The organism is Microbacterium sp. Ru50 (assembly GCF_002920555.1).
GTDB lineage: Bacteria > Actinomycetota > Actinomycetes > Actinomycetales > Microbacteriaceae > Microbacterium > Microbacterium arborescens.
Map to the genome: position 1 here is coordinate 1,661,681 of NZ_PQSV01000001.1, position 15,468 is coordinate 1,677,148.

Consider the following 15,468-nt stretch of genomic DNA (forward strand, 5'->3'; position numbering starts at 1 on the left):
GGCAACGGATACGCTGACCCCGTCGCGATGACGCGACGCGCCGCCGACCGGCGGCACCGAGTGTTCACGGAGAGGTCGTAGCGTGCCCGGCATGTCACCCGAGACCGACCCACCCGGCGCGGGCCGCTCCCCGCAGGCATCCGATCCCGGCGTGCCGGCGCCTCCGACGGCCGCCGACACGCAGGCCCTCGGGCGCATCGCCGCCATGCGGACCCGCGACGTCGACGAGCAGCCGATCCCCCGCAAGGCCGTCGTGTCGTGGGCGCTCTGGGACTGGGCGACGCAGCCCTTCAACTCCGTCATCCTCACATTCGTCTTCGCGTCGCTGTTCCTCGTCTCGGATTCGTTCCTCCCCGCCGACATCGCAGCGCTGCCCGACACCGACCCGGTGAAGGAGGCAGCGCTGGCCGAATTGGCGAGCGGCTACGGCGTCGCCTCGACCGCCGCCGGCATCCTGATCCTGCTGCTCGCCCCCGTGCTGGGACAGACCGCCGACCGGTCGGGGCGGAAGAAGCGATGGCTCGGGGTGTTCACCGTCGTCCTCGCGCTGCTGCAGTTCGCCCTGTTCTTCACCTTCGCCGACCCGGCCTTCTTCTGGTACGGCGCGATCGTGCTCTCTCTCGGCGCCGTCGTCTCGGAGATCGCGGGCGTCAACTACAACGCCATGCTCGTCGAGGTCTCGACCCCCCGCACGATCGGACGGGTCAGCGGCCTGGGCTGGGGGCTCGGCTACATCGGCGGCATCATCGCCCTGGCCCTCGTGGTCGTCCTCACCTTCGCCGACTGGTTCGGGATGGACACCAGCAACGGTCTCGCCTACCGGCTCATCGCCGTGGGCTGCGGCGTGTGGACGATCGTCTTCGCCATCCCGCTGATGCTGAACGTGCCCGAGCGCTCCGCGCCCCACACCACGGAGAAGGTCGGCTTCTTCGCGGCGTACGCGCACCTGGTGGCCGACATCGTCCGCCTGTACCGCACGGAACGCCCGACGTTCTGGTTCCTCCTGGCGAGCGCGGTGTACCGCGACGGCCTGGCGGGCGTCTTCGCCTTCGGCGGCGTCCTGGCGGCACGCGCGTTCGGGTTCTCGGCGACGGAGGTCATGATGTTCGGCATCGCCGCGAACCTCGTCGCCGGCGCGTCCACCATCGTCGCCGGACGATTCGACGACCGGTTCGGGGCACGCGCCGTGATCGTCGCGACCCTGTCGGGCCTCATCGCTGTGGCCGTGCTGCTGTTCGTCCTGCAGGATGCCGGATCGATCGTGTTCTGGATCGCCGGACTGATCCTCTCGGGGTGCGTGGGCCCGGCGCAGGCCGCCAGCCGTTCGCTGCTGGCCCGGGTGACGCCCCCGGGGATGCAGGGTGAGATCTTCGGCCTCTACGCCACGACCGGACGCGTCGCGAGCTTCCTCTCCCCCGCGATGTGGGCGCTGTTCATCGCCTGGTTCGGCAGCATCATCTGGGGCGTCCTGGGCATCGCGGTGGTGCTGCTCCTCGGACTCGTGCTGCTGCTGTTCGTGCGGCTGCCGAAGCAGGCCGGCATCCGCTGACCGGGTTCAGGCGGGGCGGCGCATGGGCACGTGCGGGATGTCGTCCTCGGAGAACTCCGCCCCGCTGATCGCGAACCCGAACCTCCCGTACCAGTCGGCGAGGTGCTTCTGCGCATCGAGGTCGATCGCGGCACCGGGCCACCGCTCCCCGGCGCGCTCGACCGCCGCGCGCATGAGCTGCGCAGACAGACCACGGCCGCGCGCGTCGGCTGCGGTCGCCACTCGGCCGATGCGGGCGTTTCCCGAGGCATCGCGAAGCAACCGGAGCGTCGCCAGCACCCGCCCGTCGTCTTCGATCCAGAAGAGCTCGGTGTCGGGCTCGAGGTCGCGGCCGTCCAGCTCCGGATAGGCGGCGGCCTGCTCGACGACGAAGACGCTGACGCGCAGCCAGAGCAGGCGGTAGAGCGTCTCGGCGGGGACATCTGTCAGACGGGCGGAAGACACCGGGAGCATCCGCCCAGCGTACGACGAAGGCGCCGAGCGGTCGTGCCCGGCGCCTTCGAGGCGGTTCACTGACGACTCGCGGCAGCCGTGTCAGCCGCGCCTGCCGCCGATCCAGGGGAAGCGCACCCCCCGCTCGTTCGGCTCTTCGACCTCGAGCCCGTAGTGGTCGCCGATCCGCTCGATGAACTGAGCCCGCTCCGCGCGGGCGTAGGCGCGCCGTTCGCGCTGGAAGGCGAGCACCGTCGACCAGCACATCAGCAGCATCACGACCGAGAACGGCAGGGCGATGAGGATTGCCGCCGTCTGCAACGCCTCCAGACCTCCGGCCAGCAGAAGCGCGCTCGCGAGGGCGGCGGTCGTGATGACGAAGAACACGCGCACCCAGCGGGGCGGCTCGGGATTACCGCCCGTCGCGATCATGCCCATGACGAGCGCACCCGAGTCAGCCGAGGTGACGAAGAACACCGCGATCAGGATGATGGCGCCCACTGTGAGCACGCCGCCTGCCGGCACGCTCTCCAGCACCTGGAAGAGGGCACCCTGGAGGTTCACGCTGCCGTCGGCCGCGAGCATCGATCCGGGCTGCTCGAGCTCGCGGTACAGCGCCGAGCCGCCGAGGACGGCGAACCACAGGATGCCGATCAGCGTCGGGACGAGCAGCACGCCCGCCACGAACTGGCGCACCGTGCGCCCCTTGCTGACGCGCGCGATGAAGATGCCGACGAAGGGCGCCCACGAGATCCACCAGCCCCAGTAGAACGACGTCCACTGCGCCTGCCAGGCCTCACCCTCAGTGCCCTGAAACGCGCTGACCGTGAACGAGAGCCCGACGAAGTTCTGGATGTAGGCGCCGATCGACTGCACCCATTCACGCAGGAGGAACTGCGTCGGGCCGACGAAGAGCAGGAACAGCAGCAGGAGACCGGCAACGATGAGGTTGAAGTTCGAGAGCCACTTCATGCCCTTCGTCACGCCGGAGATCACCGACAGAAGCACGAAGACCGAGACGATGGCGATGAGACCGATGAGCATCGCGTCGTTCATGGGGGGAAGACCGATGAACTCGAGACCCGAACCCATCTGCATCACGCCGAGGCCGAGCGAGGTCGCGACACCGAACAGGGTTCCGACGAGGGCGACGACGTCGATCACGTTCCCCGCCACCCCACGCACGCGGTTGCCGAGCAGGGGCTCGAGCGCCCACCGGATCGAGATGGGCCGACGCCTACGGTGGATCGCGTAAGCGAGCGCGAGTCCGACGACGACGTACATCGCCCAGGCGTGCACGCCCCAGTGGAGATACGTCTGCGTGAGGGCTCCCTGGGCCAGCTGCTGCTCGGTGCCGGTGACACCGGGCCGCGGGTTCACGAAGTGACTGAGCGGTTCGCTCACGCCGTAGAAGACGAGGCCGATGCCCATGCCCGCGGCGAAGAGGAGCGAGAACCACGATGCCGTCGAGAACTCGGGTTCGTCGTCATCGCGTCCGAGCTTGATGTCGCCGAAGCGACTGAAGCCCACGAAGATCGCGAAGCCGACGAAGAAGGCGGCGATGAGGACGTAGTACCAGTTGAACGAGTCGACGATCGAGGTCTGGATGGCGCCGAAGAACGACTCGGCCGTGGTGGGGAAGATGATCGCGAAGGCACTGAACCCGACGATCACCACCGCGGCGGGCCAGAACACCCAGCGGGCGATCGTGCCCGGGGTGGACACCGCGGCTATGCGTTCTGCGGGAGAGGGCTGATTGTCGGTGCTCACCGAACCAGGGTGACAGGATACCGGCGCGACGCAAAGCGGGGAAGGCCAGTTGCCCGCGGCGGCGACAGCGGCTATGCGTCAGGGGCGCGGCCAGGCGTCGGCGAGTTTGGTGAGCAGTCGGGCCAGCTCGGAGCGCTCGTCGTCGGTGAACCCGTCCAACGCGCTGCCGAGGGCAGCGCGACGCTCACCCCGCACGCTCTGCGCGAATCGGCGCCCCTCGTCGGTCAGCGCGATGCGGGTGCGGCGGGCATCGTCGGGGTCGGCCTCCCGACGCACCAGGCCGAGGTCGACCGCCTGCTGGACGAGCCGCGAGGCACGCGGCTGGTCGACACCGATCGCCTCGCCGATCTCGCTGACGGTGAGCGGATGGGATGCCGCGACGAGCACCTCGAGCATCCGCAGGCGCGCAAGCCCCGCCATCCGGCCGCGCCCCTCGGCGAACGGGCCGCCGCGATGTCCATGCGGACCATGCCCGGCGTGGGCGCCGAACCCCCCGTGCGTGTGCGGTCCGCGCTCGATGCCCGGCCCGGGCCGCCGCAGTCCGCGGAGGCGACCGAGGGCATCGGCGATGGCATCGATCTGCGGGTCGTCGGCGGCCGTCATGCTTCGAGAATACATGCGACTTGACATGCACCTGATCTACATGTCATAGTGCATGTACATGACAAATGACATACATCTTGGGTCGAACGCACCGGCCCACGAAGGGAACACCATGGACACCCACGACAACACCTCCGAGACTCCCCACCCGCGTACGCGGCCCCTGACCTTCTGGATGCGCGCCGCCGAGACGGCCCTGTCGTCCGAGATGCATCGGACGCTGTCGGCCGAAGGGCTCGACCGCCGCGACTGGGCGGTGCTCAACGTCCTGGCCGGCGAGCGCGACATCCCCGAGCTCGCCGAGCGCGTGCAGCGGGGCGGCAAGCGCGTCCGGTCGCTCGCCGCTCGCGGCTGGGCCGCCGAGCGCGACGGAGCCTGGATCATCACCGACGACGGCCGGCGCGAACGCGACCGCATCCACGCGCTCGTGAGCGGCGTGCGCGACCGCGTGCGCAGCACCGTCAGCGAGGAGGACTACGCCACCACCGTCGCCTCACTCGAGGCGATCGCCCGCGGGCTCGGCTGGGACGAGACCTCGCCGCGCCGATTCGGCCCTCGCGGTCGGCACGGCTTCGGGCACGGCTTCGGTCGCGGCCACGGCTGCGGCCCGCGCTTCGGCGAGCACCCGCACCGCGGCGAGCACGCGCACCGCGGCGAGCACGCCTTCGAGCGCGGCTTCACCGCGGGCTTCGCGGCGGGACGCGACGCCGCCTGATCCGCGGCATCGCCTGCGACGGCCCCGAGGCGCGAGCCTCGGGGCCGTCATGCATGCCGCACGCGGCGTCAGGCGCCGCGCGACCCGGCGTCGATCGTGCCGACGTCGGTGCGGTGGAAGTTCTGGAACGAGCGGGATGCCGTCGGCCCGCGCTGCCCCTGGTAGCGATTGCCGTAGGGGCCCGATCCGTAGGAGTTCTCACTCGGCGAGCTGAGCTGGAAGAAGCAGAGCTGGCCGATCTTCATGCCGGGCCAGAGCTTGATCGGCAGGGTCGCGACGTTGGCGAGCTCGAGCGTCACGTGGCCGGAGAACCCTGGGTCGATGAAGCCGGCCGTCGAGTGGGTGATGAGGCCGAGGCGGCCGAGCGACGACTTCCCCTCCAGGCGCGCGGCGACGTCGTCGCCGAGGCGCACCTGTTCGAAGGTCGATCCCAGCGCGAACTCGCCGGGGTGCAGGATGAACGGCTGGTCGGGCTCGACCTCGATCAGCCGGGTCAGCTCGGGCTGGTCCTGCGCCGGATCGATGAAGGGGTACTTGTGGTTGTCGAACAGCCGGAAGTACCGGTCGAGGCGCACATCGACACTCGAGGGCTGCACCATCGAGGCATCCCAAGGGTCGAGGCCGATGCGGCCCTGATCGATTCCGGCACGGATGTCGCGATCACTCAGCAGCACGCACACAGCCTAGAGCGCGTCGCGGTGCGCCGCCGTCATCCGGCCCGTTGCCGCACCGGCGGCGCGGTCGTCTGCCGGGCGACGAGCTTCGTCGGGAGGCGCAGGTGCGTGGCCGGCGGAGTCTCACCGCGCATGAGGGCCAGCAGCATCTGGACGGCGGCCGCGCCCAGCCGCCCCATCGGCTGCCGCACCGTCGTGAGGGGGACCGGAAGCCGCGTCGCCTCGGGGATGTCGTCGAATCCGACGATCGACAGGTCGCGGGGAACCTCGAGCCCGAGCTCGGCGGCGACCTGCAGGATCGCGATGGCCGACACGTCGTTCGCCGCGAAGACCGCGGTGGGCCGGTTCGGCGTCGACAGCATCTCGATCGCGACCTCGCGCACCGTCGCCTCGCGATAGCGCCCCGCACCGACGTAGGTCGCATCGAACGGGATGCCGGCGTCGGCGAGCGCCCGACGATACCCCGCGTCACGTGCGATCGACGAGCGCAGGTCGGCGCGCCCGGCGATGTAGCCGATGCGCGTGTGCCCCATGCCGATGAGGTAGGCCGTCGCCTCGCGGGCGCCTCCGTAGCTGTCGCTCTCGACGATGGGGACGTCGGCCGGACCGGTGTGCGGGTCGATCGCGACCAGCGGCACGTCGGCGCTCGCCTTGACGACGGTCGGGGTGACCATGATCGCCCCGTCGATCAGCGTTCCGCTCAGGCGGGACAGCGACCGGCGCTCCCACCCCTCTTCGTCGCCGCGCGACCCCGAGTAGGCGAGCAGGTCGTAGCTCGTGTCGCGGAGCGCCTCGCCCACCCCCTTGAGGATCTCGGCGCTGAACGGTTCGAAGTCGGCGACGAGCACGCCGATCACACCGGTCGAGCGCGACCGCATGCTGCTGGCGATCAGGCTCGACTCGTAGCCGAGCTCCGCGACGGCCGCCATCACAGCATCCACGGTCGCCGTCGCAACCCCGTAACGGCCGTTGACAGCCTTCGACACGGTCGACACCGAGACGCCGGCACGCTCCGCGACGTCGTGGATGGTGGGTCGTCGTCGGTCCATGACCGCATGCTAGCCCGAAATGGAAACCGTTTTCGAAAACGTTTGACACCTCTTTGTTGCCCGCGCAAACTTTCGGTGTCCGACAGCACCAGCGAATGTCCGACGACACCGAGCATCGCCGCTCGGCGGTTCGAGCAGCCCAGCCCGGGCCCGGCCGCGGCGCGCTCATCGGCAGATGTCCACTCAACGAAGAGAGAAGGAATCACATGGCACGCACCATCACGGCTCGCCGCAAGGCGGCCGTCACGGCAGCCGTCCTGGCGGTGGGAGCCCTCGCCCTCACCTCCTGCAGCGGCAACGGCGACGGAGGCAGCGCTGACGGCACCGTCGAGATGACGCTCTGGCAGAACTCGACGACCGGCCCCGGCCAGCAGTTCTGGAAGGATGCCATCGCCGCATTCGAGGCGGAGAACGAGAACGTCAAGATCTCGATGCAGTCCGTGCAGAACGAGGACATGGACGGCAAGCTCCAGACCGCACTCAACGCGGGCGACCCGCCCGACATCTTCCTGCAGCGCGGTGGCGGCAAGATGGCCGCCATGGTGCAGGCCGGACAGCTCATGGACCTCACCGACCTCATCGGCGACACCGCCAAGGAAGAGATCTCCGAGGGCTCGTTCAAGGCCGAGACCTACCAGGACAAGGTATGGGCGATGCCGCTCGCGGTGCTCCCCAGCGGCTTCTGGTACAGCTCCGACCTGTTCACGCAGGCCGGAGTCACCGAGGCCCCCGCGACGATCGACGATCTCGAGACCGTGGTCGGGCAGCTCAAGGATGCCGGAATCGCCCCCATCGCCCTCGGGGCGAAGGATGCTTGGCCGGCGGCGCACTGGTTCTACAACTTCGCCCTGCGCGAGTGCAGCCCGGAGACGATCGAGGAGACCGGCGACTCGAAGGACTTCAGCGATGAGTGCTGGCTGAAGTCGGCCGAGGACCTCGCCGACTTCGCCCAGCTGCAGCCGTTCAACGAGGGCTACCTCACGACCTCGGCTCAGCAGGGCGCCGGCAGCAGCGCGGGCCTCATCGCCAACCACCAGGCGGGCATGGAGCTCATGGGCGCCTGGAACCCGGGCGTCATCGCCTCGCTCACGCCGGACGAGCAGCCTCTCCCCGACCTGGCATGGTTCCCCTTCCCCGAGCTGTCGGGCGGCGCCGGTGAGCCCGGCTCGATCATGGGCGGCGTCGACGGCTACTCCTGCTCGGCCAAGGCCCCGAAGGAGTGCGCCGACTTCCTGAACTTCCTCGCCAGCGCCGAGCAGCAGGAGGCCTACTACAAGGCCTTCAACGCTCCCCCGGTGAACTCGGTCGCGCAGGAGGCGGTCGAGGAGGAGTACCTCCAGGAGGTCCTCGCCGCGTACAACAAGGCGCCCTTCGTCTCGCAGTGGCTCGACACCGTCCTCGGACAGAACGTCGGCAACGCGCTCAACGTCGCCGTCGTCGACCTGCTGGCGGGCAAGAGCACGCCCGAGCAGATGATCCAGTCGGTCTCCGACGCAGCGAAGAAGGGCTGATCCGCATCATGTCGCTCAGCGAGACAGCCGTGGCGGGCACCGCCGACGGCGTGGATCTCGCGGCCCGGGGCGAGGGCGTCTCCACGACGCCCTCGCCCTCCCGGCGCCGCCGAGGCCTGGGCTGGTCGGGTCGCCTCGAGATCGCGGTGCTCGTCGGCCCCGCCCTGGTGATGTTCGTCGGGTTCGTCATCTTCCCCGTGGTGATGGCGGCCTACTACGGCTTCTTCCGCTGGCAGGGCTACGGGCCGCCCACCGAGTTCGTCGGCCTGCAGAACTACATCACGATCCTCACCGACCCCACCTTCGTCGAGGCCCTCAGCCACAACGCGATCATCGTCGTGGCGTCCCTCGTCCTCCAGGGTCCCGTCGCGGTCCTCCTCGCCCTGCTGCTCAACCGTCGCATGCGAGGACAGTCGCTCATCCGCGTGCTGATCTTCGTGCCCTACGTCATCGCCGAGGTCGTCGTCGGCACGGGCTTCGGACTCATGCTGCAGACCCAGGGCGCCCTCAACGGGGCCCTCGATCAGCTCGGCCTCGGGGCGCTCACGCGGGACTGGATCGCCGATCCATCGATCGCGATCTGGACGCTCATGGCCATCCTGACCTGGAAGTACGTCGGCTTCGCCGTCATCCTCTTCCTCGCGGGCCTCCAGGGCATTCCCGACGAGCTCTACGAGGCCGCCGCCCTCGACGGCGCGGGCTACTGGCAGATGCACTGGCGGATCACCCTGCCCCTGCTCGCCCCCACCCTGCGCATCTGGGCGTTCCTGTCGATCATCGGCGCACTGCAGCTGTTCGACCTCGTCTACATCATCTGGGGTCAGTACGTCGCGTCGACCGCCGGCACCTCGACGATGGCCACCTACATGGTCGTCAACGGCCGCAACGCCGGCAGCTACGGCTTCGGAAACGCCGTCGCCGTCGTGATCTTCCTCATCTCCCTCGTCGTCGCGATCGTCTACCAGCGCTACGTGCTGCGTCGCGACACCGCGGGGGCCATCACCGAAGGGAAGCAGGAGCGATGACCGCCCTCACCTCCCCCGCCACGCGCGCGATCGTCGCGCCCGCACCGACCGGGCGTCGCGGACGCCGCAAGGAACGCCTGCCCTGGGGCAGCCCCGTCGTGTACTTCGTCGCCCTCGTGGTGATCGCACTCATGCTCGCGCCGGTGCTGTACATCATCATCGGCGGCTTCCGCAGCAACGCCCAGATCACCGTCGACCCCGCCGGGTGGCCGTCGCCGTGGAACATCGAGAACTATCTGGCGGTGCTCACCGGCTCGCAGTTCTGGCAGCAGGTGCTCAATTCGACCATCGCCGCCGGCGCGACGACGATCGGCGCCGTGCTGCTCGGGCTCATGGCCAGCTACATCCTCGCCCGGTACCGGTTCCGCGGCCGCGGGGTGCTGTACGCCGTCTTCGCCTCGGGCCTCATGTTCCCCATCACCGTCGCGATCACGCCGCTGTACATAGTCATCCGCGACCTGGGCCTGATGAACTCTCTCGCGGGCATCATCCTGCCGCAGATCGCCTTCGCGCTGCCGATGACCATCATCATCCTGGTGCCGTTCCTGCGGGCCATTCCCGACGAGATCCAGGAGGCCGCGTTCATCGACGGATGCGGGCGCCTGTCGTTCTTCTGGCGGATGGTGCTGCCCCTGTCGGTGCCCGGCGTCATCACGGTCGGCATCCTGGCCTTCATCGGCAGCTGGAACAGCTACCTGCTTCCGCTGTTCATCCTCAACAACGAGGCGACCTTCACCCTGCCGCTCGGCGTGCAGGCGTTCTCGTCGCAGTACTCGGTCGACACCGCGAAGGTTCTCGCCTTCACCTCGCTGTCGATGCTTCCCGCCCTGGCGTTCTTCAGCCTGTTCGAGCGCCGCATCGTCGGTGGCCTGACCGGCGCCGTCAAGGGCTGATCCCCCGTAGAGAAAGCACGAACCGTGACCCTCACCGATATCTCCGTCTCGACGCGCGTCTCCGACCTGATCGCGCGCATGACCCTCGACGAGAAGCTGGCCCAGCTGGTCGGCTTCTGGGTCGACCAGGGCGATGAGGTCGTCGCCCCGATGGCGGGCGAGATGGCGTCGTCGACCGCCTACGCCGACGCGACCGTCCACGGACTCGGGCAGCTGACCCGCGTCTACGGCACGCGGCCCGTCGACCCGATCGAGCGGGCGGCGTGGTTGTGGAACGAGCAGCGCCGCCTGGTCCGCGAGACGCGTCTGGGCATCCCCGCGCTCGTGCACGAGGAGTGCCTGACGGGTCTGGCGGCGTGGCAGGCGGCGACCTTCCCCACACCTCTCGCGTGGGGCGCGGCGTTCGACCCCGAGCTCGTCGAGGAGATGGGGGCGCTTATCGGCGAGTCGATGCGCGAGCTCGGCGTCCACCAGGGTCTCGCCCCGGTGCTCGACGTCATCCGCGATCCCCGCTGGGGACGCGTCGACGAGTGCATCGCGGAGGATCCGTACGTGGTGGGCGTGATCGGCACCGCGTATGTGCGGGGTCTTCAGAGCACGGGGGTCCACGCGACGCTGAAGCACTTCGTCGGGTACTCGGGCTCGCAGGCGGGCCGGAACCACGCGCCGGTCCACGCGGGACCGCGCGAGATCGCCGACGTGTTCCTGCCGCCGTTCGAGATGGCCGTCCGCGACGGCGGCGTGCGCTCGGTCATGAACTCGTACGCCGAGATCGACGGGATGCCGGTGGCGGCGACGCCCGCCTACCTCACCGACCTCCTGCGCGAGACGTGGGGCTTCGACGGCACCGTCGTGTCGGACTACTTCTCCGTCGCCTTCCTCCAGACGATGCACGCCGTCGCCCGCGACCGCGGCGAGGCCGCGCAGCTCGCCCTCGAGGCCGGCATCGACGTCGAGCTACCGACGGGCGACGCCTACGTCGGCCCCCTCGCCGAGCGCGTTCGGGCGGGCCAGGTCGACGAGGCCCTCATCGATCGCGCCGTGCGTCGCGTGCTCATCCAGAAGGAGGAGCTGGGGCTCCTCGACGAGACCTTCGAGGAGCCGCCGACGAGCATCGACCTCGACTCGCCCGCCCACCGCGCGGTCGCCCGTCGCCTCGCCGAGGAATCGGTCGTGCTCCTGACCAACGACGGCACCCTTCCCCTCGCATCGCCCCGTCGCGTCGCCGTGATCGGGCCGAACGGCGACAGCTCCGACGCCCTCATGGGCTGCTACTCGTTCGCGAACCACGTGCTCGCCCACCACCCGGGCGTGCCGATGGGATTCGAGATCCCGACGCTCGCGGCATCCATCGTCGATGCCCTGCCCGACGCCGACGTCACCGTCGTGCGCGGCTGCGAGGCCGAGGGCGACGACCGGTCGGGCTTCGCCGAGGCGGAGGATGCCGCGCGCGCGGCCGACGTGGCGATCGTCGCCGTCGGCGACCGGGCCGGCCTGTTCGGCCGGGGCACCGTCGGCGAGGGGAACGACACCGACTCGCTCGAGCTGCCCGGCGTGCAGCGCGAGCTCGTCGAGCGTCTCGTCGCGACGGGCACCCCGGTCGTGCTCGTCGTCCTGTCGGGCCGGCCGTACGCGATCGACTGGGCGCTCTCGGGCGAGGGGGCCGTCGCGGCGGCGCTGCAGACCTTCTTCCCCGGCGAAGAGGGGGGTGCCGCGATCGCCGCGATCCTCAGCGGCGAGGTCTCACCCTCGGGCCACCTGCCCGTCTCGCTCCCCCGGTCGTCCGGCTCGCAGCCCTACAGCTACCTGCACCCGATCCTCGGCGGACCCAACGAGATCACGAGCGCCGACAGCACCCCCGCGCTCCCCTTCGGACACGGGCTCGGCTACACGACGTTCGAGCGGACCGGTCTGTCGGTGACGGAGACGGTCTCGGCCGGAGACGCGTTCACGGCGAGCGTGCGCGTGCGGAACACGGGCGAGCGCGCCGGCACCGACCTCGTGCAGCTCTACGCCCGCGACGTCCACGGAAGCGTGACGCGTCCCGTCGCGCAGCTGCTCGGGTTCGCCCGGGTGGAGCTGGCTGCCGGCGCCGAGGCGACCGTCTCGTTCGATGTCCCGACCGCGCGGCTGGCGTTCACGGGACGCGAGGGCGTGCGCATCGTCGAGCCTGGCGACATCGAGCTGTGGGTCGGACCGTCGTGCGCGGAACGCGAGACCGAGGCGGCGACACAGATCGTCGGCGCGGTGCACCGCGTGACGGCATCCGACCGGCGCATCGTAGAGGTCTCGATCGAGCGGTGACCGGGGGTCGTGCGCGGCGGGATCGAGCGATAGTGTGCGGGCCATGTACAACGACTACGCAGGGCCCGCGGCGGCCTTCGGCATCGGCTTCATCGTGCTCGGGATCGCGATCTACCTCGGGACGATCGCGCTCATCCTGTGGGTGAGCTACCTGCTGATGCGCACGGCGGTGAAGAACGGGATGCTGCTCGCGATGCGCGAGAGCGGCGGGCAGTTCCCGGGTGGGGGCGGGGCCGGTGTCGGGGGTGTCGGGGGTTATGGTGCCGGTCCGCGTCCGGCGGCGCCGCCGTACCCGCAGGCTCCGCCCGCGCCGGGAGGCCACGGTGCTCCGGGTGCTCCGGGTGGGCCAGCTGCTCCCGGCGCACCGGGCGGTCCGGCTTCCGGCGGTCCGGCTTCCGGCGGTCCGAGCCCTGTGGGGTAAGCTGACCGAGCACCTCCGGGTGCGTGGGGCTGTAGTTCAATGGCAGAACATCTGCTTCCCAAGCAGATAGCGCGGGTTCGATTCCCGTCAGCCCCTCCACTGCCCCGACGGGCGGCCACCGGCCGCGCGTCGGGGCATTCGCATGGTTGCCGCCGGAACCGACCCGCGAGCCGCGATGCAATGCTCCGTGCCCGACACCCCGCTCAGCGGCATCCGTCCCGGGGTGTCGTGTCGGATCCCTTGCATCCCGATCCAGGCGGGCGGATGCCGGCTCGCCGGCTCAGCGCTCGATGATGACCTCGTCGCCGACCCGCACGACACCGCCGCCGTCGGCGGGGAGGAGCAGGATGCCGAGGGTCGGCTCGGCCTGATCGAACTCGGTCGTCAGCACGCGCAGCAGCCGGGCGTCGCGCTCGCCCGTGTCGGGATTGGCCATGATCGCGGCGCACCGGCCGATGGGGCGCTGCACCTCGAACGCGACCTCTCCGATGCGGATGCGGCCGCTCCAGCCGAGCTCGTCCCATGCCCCGGCACCCGAAACCACGATGTTCGAGCGGAACCGCCGGCTGTCGACGGGCGCGGCCACGGCGGCGTCCACGTCGTCGACCGACGCGGCGCCGTGCAGCGAGACATAGCCGCGGGCCCGGTCCTGGAACCGGGCGGTGACACCGTCGCCGACGAGCCGCAGCGGCAGCACGCCCTCCTTCTCGAGCCGTCGGGCATCCGGCGAGGCCTGCACGAACGCGGTCACGGCTTCCTCGAGCTCGCGCCGGCCGGCGTCATCGAGCCCCGCTTCGGCGAGCACCGCGCCATCGGCGCTCAGCCGCAGCCGCTGGGCGTCGGCGTCGAACAACAGAGCCACGCGGGCGAGCGCCGGGAAGTCCATGAGCGCGAGGCCACGGCTCTTCGGCCACGACTCGAGGCCGTCGGCATCCTCGGGCTCCACCGCGTCGGCGAACCGGAAAGCGAGCACCCGGTCGCCGGCGATCCGACCGTCGGGCTGGACGACGAGCTCGTCGCGCGCTTCGGGGGTGAATCCCTTGACGGGGTAGCGGTACAGGGCGGAGACGGCGAGCACACCGCTACTCTGCCGCACAGCACAGTGCTGCGCCGCACCGAGATCAGCTGCCGGCGACCGCCCAGGCCGCGAGGGCGGCGACGAGCGTGCGGTGGCCGGAGGCCTCGAAGGCGCGTGCGTCGTGCCCGAGCACGTCGACCGCGATGCGGCCGCCGCCGTACTCCCGCACCCACGCCGCGGCCTCCTTCGCACCGTCTCCCTCGTGCCATGCCACGACGGTGCGCTGCCCGAGCCGCTGCAGCGCGCAGTAGCGCTCGTCGTGGGTGTGGAAGGTCGTGGGAACCTCGACGGGCACGGCATCCGGTTCGACCTGGACCGTCATCTCGCCCGCCTCGGGGTGGAACGAGAGCTCGGGCAGCCAGATGGCGCCCAGCGCGGGCGCCCACTCCGGGTAATCGCGCAGCGACGAGACCGCCGAGTGCACCGCGAGCACGCCGATGCCGCGCTCGAGCGCAGCGGCGAAGCCCGCGACCGACGACGGCGGAGCGCCGCGCGTCAGGCTGCTACCGCCGCGCCAGGGATCGCCCGCGCAGACCGCGACGAGGTCGTACCCGTCGAGGTTCGCCATGCCCTGATCGACGTCGTCCGACACGGCGACATCCCAGTCGCGGTGACGGAGGATGTCGGCGACCTCGGCCCCGACTTCCGCGAAGGGGTGCCACGGGTCGGCGTACCGCCCCGATCCGGTCAGGACGAGTGCTCGATGTGCCATGGCGGTGTCCCCCTCGCGTCTGTGCTCCCACCGTAGGGGCCCCGCGCCCCTCCCGCCGACGGGTTGAGAATCGACGCCGCCTGTGACACCGCGCGGTCAGGGCGCCGTGAGCTCACCCGGCCGGAGCCCGAGGAGAGCCTCGACGGCGGTGGACATGAGGCGGATGCGGGCATCGGCGTCACGCCACGACACGAGAGCGTGGGCGTTGAGCCCATCGATCATCCCGAGCACCTGGGCCGCGACGGCGACGGGGTCGTCGACCCGGAACGTGCCTGCGTTCACGCCGTCGCGGATGATGCCCTCGAGGAAAGCCGTCCAGGCATCCATCTGCGCGCGCACGCGCTCGGCGAGCGCTTCGTTGCGGCGACCGAGCGCCCACGACTGCACCCACACGAGGGTGACATCGGAACGGGTGCCGTCGAGGAGCGTGCGCAGCAGCTCGCGCACCAGCAGCACGCTGTCGGGACTCCTCTCTCGCAGGCGCTCGAGGTCGCTCAGCTCGGCCGCGACGATCGTGTCGAACGCGCCGGCCACGACGTCGTCCATGCTCGGGGCATGATGCGCGACGAGCGCCGACCCGACGCCGACCGACGCCGCGACGGCACGCAGGGTCACCGCGCTCAGTCCCTGCTCGCGGGCGATGCGCTCGGCGGCGGCGGCGATCTGCGCGCGGCGCTGTTCTCCGCTCAGCCGCGCTCGCCCCGCGGAATCCTTTGACGCCATGCCCGCCAG

The 15,468-nt window shown here is 70.4% G+C and carries 15 protein-coding genes and 1 tRNA gene; 8 read left to right on the plus strand and 8 right to left on the minus strand.

The window, feature by feature from the left end; genetic code table 11:
• Positions 1–91: 91 nt before the first annotated feature.
• Positions 92–1,549, plus strand: coding sequence for an MFS transporter (locus tag C3481_RS07810; RefSeq protein ID WP_258039053.1), 1,458 nt, complete (start codon positions 92–94; stop codon positions 1,547–1,549).
• Between the two features lie 6 nt (positions 1,550–1,555).
• On the opposite strand, the gene C3481_RS07815 is transcribed toward C3481_RS07810, so the two are convergent.
• The 3 genes from C3481_RS07815 to C3481_RS16760 form a co-directional block, all read right to left on the minus strand.
• Positions 1,556–2,002 (minus strand): GNAT family N-acetyltransferase, encoded by a 447-nt coding sequence (locus C3481_RS07815; RefSeq protein WP_103841505.1) that lies wholly within the window; start codon positions 2,000–2,002, stop codon positions 1,556–1,558.
• Between the two features lie 81 nt (positions 2,003–2,083).
• The gene (locus C3481_RS07820) at positions 2,084–3,751 is read right to left on the minus strand and encodes a BCCT family transporter (RefSeq protein ID WP_374754846.1); all 1,668 of its coding nucleotides are present in this window, start codon (positions 3,749–3,751) and stop codon (positions 2,084–2,086) included.
• A gap of 78 nt (positions 3,752–3,829) precedes the next feature.
• Complete coding sequence (locus C3481_RS16760; RefSeq protein WP_023952837.1) at positions 3,830–4,354, minus strand: MarR family winged helix-turn-helix transcriptional regulator; 525 nt, start codon at positions 4,352–4,354, stop codon at positions 3,830–3,832.
• 112 nt (positions 4,355–4,466) lie between these two features.
• Between C3481_RS16760 and C3481_RS07830 the strand changes: the two genes are divergently transcribed.
• Positions 4,467–5,069, plus strand: coding sequence for a MarR family winged helix-turn-helix transcriptional regulator (locus C3481_RS07830; protein ID WP_103841509.1), 603 nt, complete (start codon positions 4,467–4,469; stop codon positions 5,067–5,069).
• Positions 5,070–5,137: 68 nt separating this feature from the next.
• Here the strand turns inward: C3481_RS07830 and dcd are convergent, their stop codons facing one another.
• Together dcd and C3481_RS07840 are read right to left on the minus strand one after the other, a co-directional pair.
• A complete protein-coding gene (gene dcd, locus C3481_RS07835; protein ID WP_023952839.1) occupies positions 5,138–5,743 on the minus strand; it encodes a dCTP deaminase in 606 nt (201 codons plus the stop codon).
• 35 nt (positions 5,744–5,778) lie between these two features.
• Positions 5,779–6,792: a LacI family DNA-binding transcriptional regulator gene (locus tag C3481_RS07840; protein ID WP_023952840.1), complete on the minus strand. Its 1,014-nt coding sequence runs from the start codon at positions 6,790–6,792 to the stop codon at positions 5,779–5,781.
• A 206-nt stretch (positions 6,793–6,998) separates the two neighbouring features.
• On the opposite strand from C3481_RS07840, the gene C3481_RS07845 reads away from it, so the two are divergent.
• From C3481_RS07845 to C3481_RS07870, 6 genes are all read left to right on the plus strand, one after another.
• Positions 6,999–8,303 (plus strand): ABC transporter substrate-binding protein, encoded by a 1,305-nt coding sequence (locus C3481_RS07845; protein WP_052007628.1) that lies wholly within the window; start codon positions 6,999–7,001, stop codon positions 8,301–8,303.
• An 8-nt stretch (positions 8,304–8,311) separates the two neighbouring features.
• The gene (locus C3481_RS07850; protein WP_103841511.1) at positions 8,312–9,328 is read left to right on the plus strand and encodes a carbohydrate ABC transporter permease; all 1,017 of its coding nucleotides are present in this window, start codon (positions 8,312–8,314) and stop codon (positions 9,326–9,328) included.
• Positions 9,325–10,221, plus strand: coding sequence for a carbohydrate ABC transporter permease (locus tag C3481_RS07855; protein WP_094261028.1), 897 nt, complete (start codon positions 9,325–9,327; stop codon positions 10,219–10,221). Before C3481_RS07850 ends, C3481_RS07855 begins: the two co-directional genes overlap by 4 nt.
• Positions 10,222–10,299: 78 nt before the next feature.
• Entirely contained in the window at positions 10,300–12,525 is a 2,226-nt protein-coding gene (locus C3481_RS07860) for a beta-glucosidase (protein ID WP_103842087.1), read from the plus strand.
• Positions 12,526–12,568: 43 nt separating this feature from the next.
• Positions 12,569–12,946 (plus strand): hypothetical protein, encoded by a 378-nt coding sequence (locus tag C3481_RS07865; RefSeq protein WP_023952846.1) that lies wholly within the window; start codon positions 12,569–12,571, stop codon positions 12,944–12,946.
• A gap of 25 nt (positions 12,947–12,971) precedes the next feature.
• Positions 12,972–13,045 (plus strand) — tRNA-Gly (locus C3481_RS07870).
• Positions 13,046–13,226: 181 nt separating this feature from the next.
• On the opposite strand, the gene C3481_RS07875 is transcribed toward C3481_RS07870, so the two are convergent.
• The 3 genes from C3481_RS07875 to C3481_RS07885 form a co-directional block, all read right to left on the minus strand.
• The gene (locus C3481_RS07875; protein ID WP_103841513.1) at positions 13,227–14,024 is read right to left on the minus strand and encodes an MOSC domain-containing protein; all 798 of its coding nucleotides are present in this window, start codon (positions 14,022–14,024) and stop codon (positions 13,227–13,229) included.
• A gap of 43 nt (positions 14,025–14,067) precedes the next feature.
• On the minus strand, positions 14,068–14,736 hold the full coding sequence (locus tag C3481_RS07880) for a ThuA domain-containing protein (protein WP_023952898.1): 669 nt from the start codon (positions 14,734–14,736) through the stop codon (positions 14,068–14,070).
• A 96-nt stretch (positions 14,737–14,832) separates the two neighbouring features.
• The gene (locus C3481_RS07885) at positions 14,833–15,459 is read right to left on the minus strand and encodes a TetR/AcrR family transcriptional regulator (RefSeq protein ID WP_036304702.1); all 627 of its coding nucleotides are present in this window, start codon (positions 15,457–15,459) and stop codon (positions 14,833–14,835) included.
• Between the last annotated feature and the right edge of the window lie 9 nt (positions 15,460–15,468).

Excerpts from the sequence above, each read along its gene's own strand:
- C3481_RS07885 (WP_036304702.1), bottom strand. The coding sequence starts at position 15,459 with ATGGCGTCAAAGGATTCCGCGGGGCGAGCGCGGCTGAGCGGAGAACAG.
- C3481_RS07845 (WP_052007628.1), top strand. The coding sequence starts at position 6,999 with ATGGCACGCACCATCACGGCTCGCCGCAAGGCGGCCGTCACGGCAGCC.
- C3481_RS07840 (WP_023952840.1), bottom strand. The coding sequence starts at position 6,792 with ATGGACCGACGACGACCCACCATCCACGACGTCGCGGAGCGTGCCGGC.
- C3481_RS07855 (WP_094261028.1), top strand. The coding sequence starts at position 9,325 with ATGACCGCCCTCACCTCCCCCGCCACGCGCGCGATCGTCGCGCCCGCA.
- C3481_RS07830 (WP_103841509.1), top strand. The coding sequence starts at position 4,467 with ATGGACACCCACGACAACACCTCCGAGACTCCCCACCCGCGTACGCGG.
- C3481_RS16760 (WP_023952837.1), bottom strand. The coding sequence starts at position 4,354 with ATGACGGCCGCCGACGACCCGCAGATCGATGCCATCGCCGATGCCCTC.
- C3481_RS07815 (WP_103841505.1), bottom strand. The coding sequence starts at position 2,002 with ATGCTCCCGGTGTCTTCCGCCCGTCTGACAGATGTCCCCGCCGAGACG.
- C3481_RS07850 (WP_103841511.1), top strand. The coding sequence starts at position 8,312 with ATGTCGCTCAGCGAGACAGCCGTGGCGGGCACCGCCGACGGCGTGGAT.
- C3481_RS07860 (WP_103842087.1), top strand. The coding sequence starts at position 10,300 with ATGACCCTCGACGAGAAGCTGGCCCAGCTGGTCGGCTTCTGGGTCGAC.
- C3481_RS07810 (WP_258039053.1), top strand. The coding sequence starts at position 92 with ATGTCACCCGAGACCGACCCACCCGGCGCGGGCCGCTCCCCGCAGGCA.
- C3481_RS07865 (WP_023952846.1), top strand. The coding sequence starts at position 12,569 with ATGTACAACGACTACGCAGGGCCCGCGGCGGCCTTCGGCATCGGCTTC.
- C3481_RS07880 (WP_023952898.1), bottom strand. The coding sequence starts at position 14,736 with ATGGCACATCGAGCACTCGTCCTGACCGGATCGGGGCGGTACGCCGAC.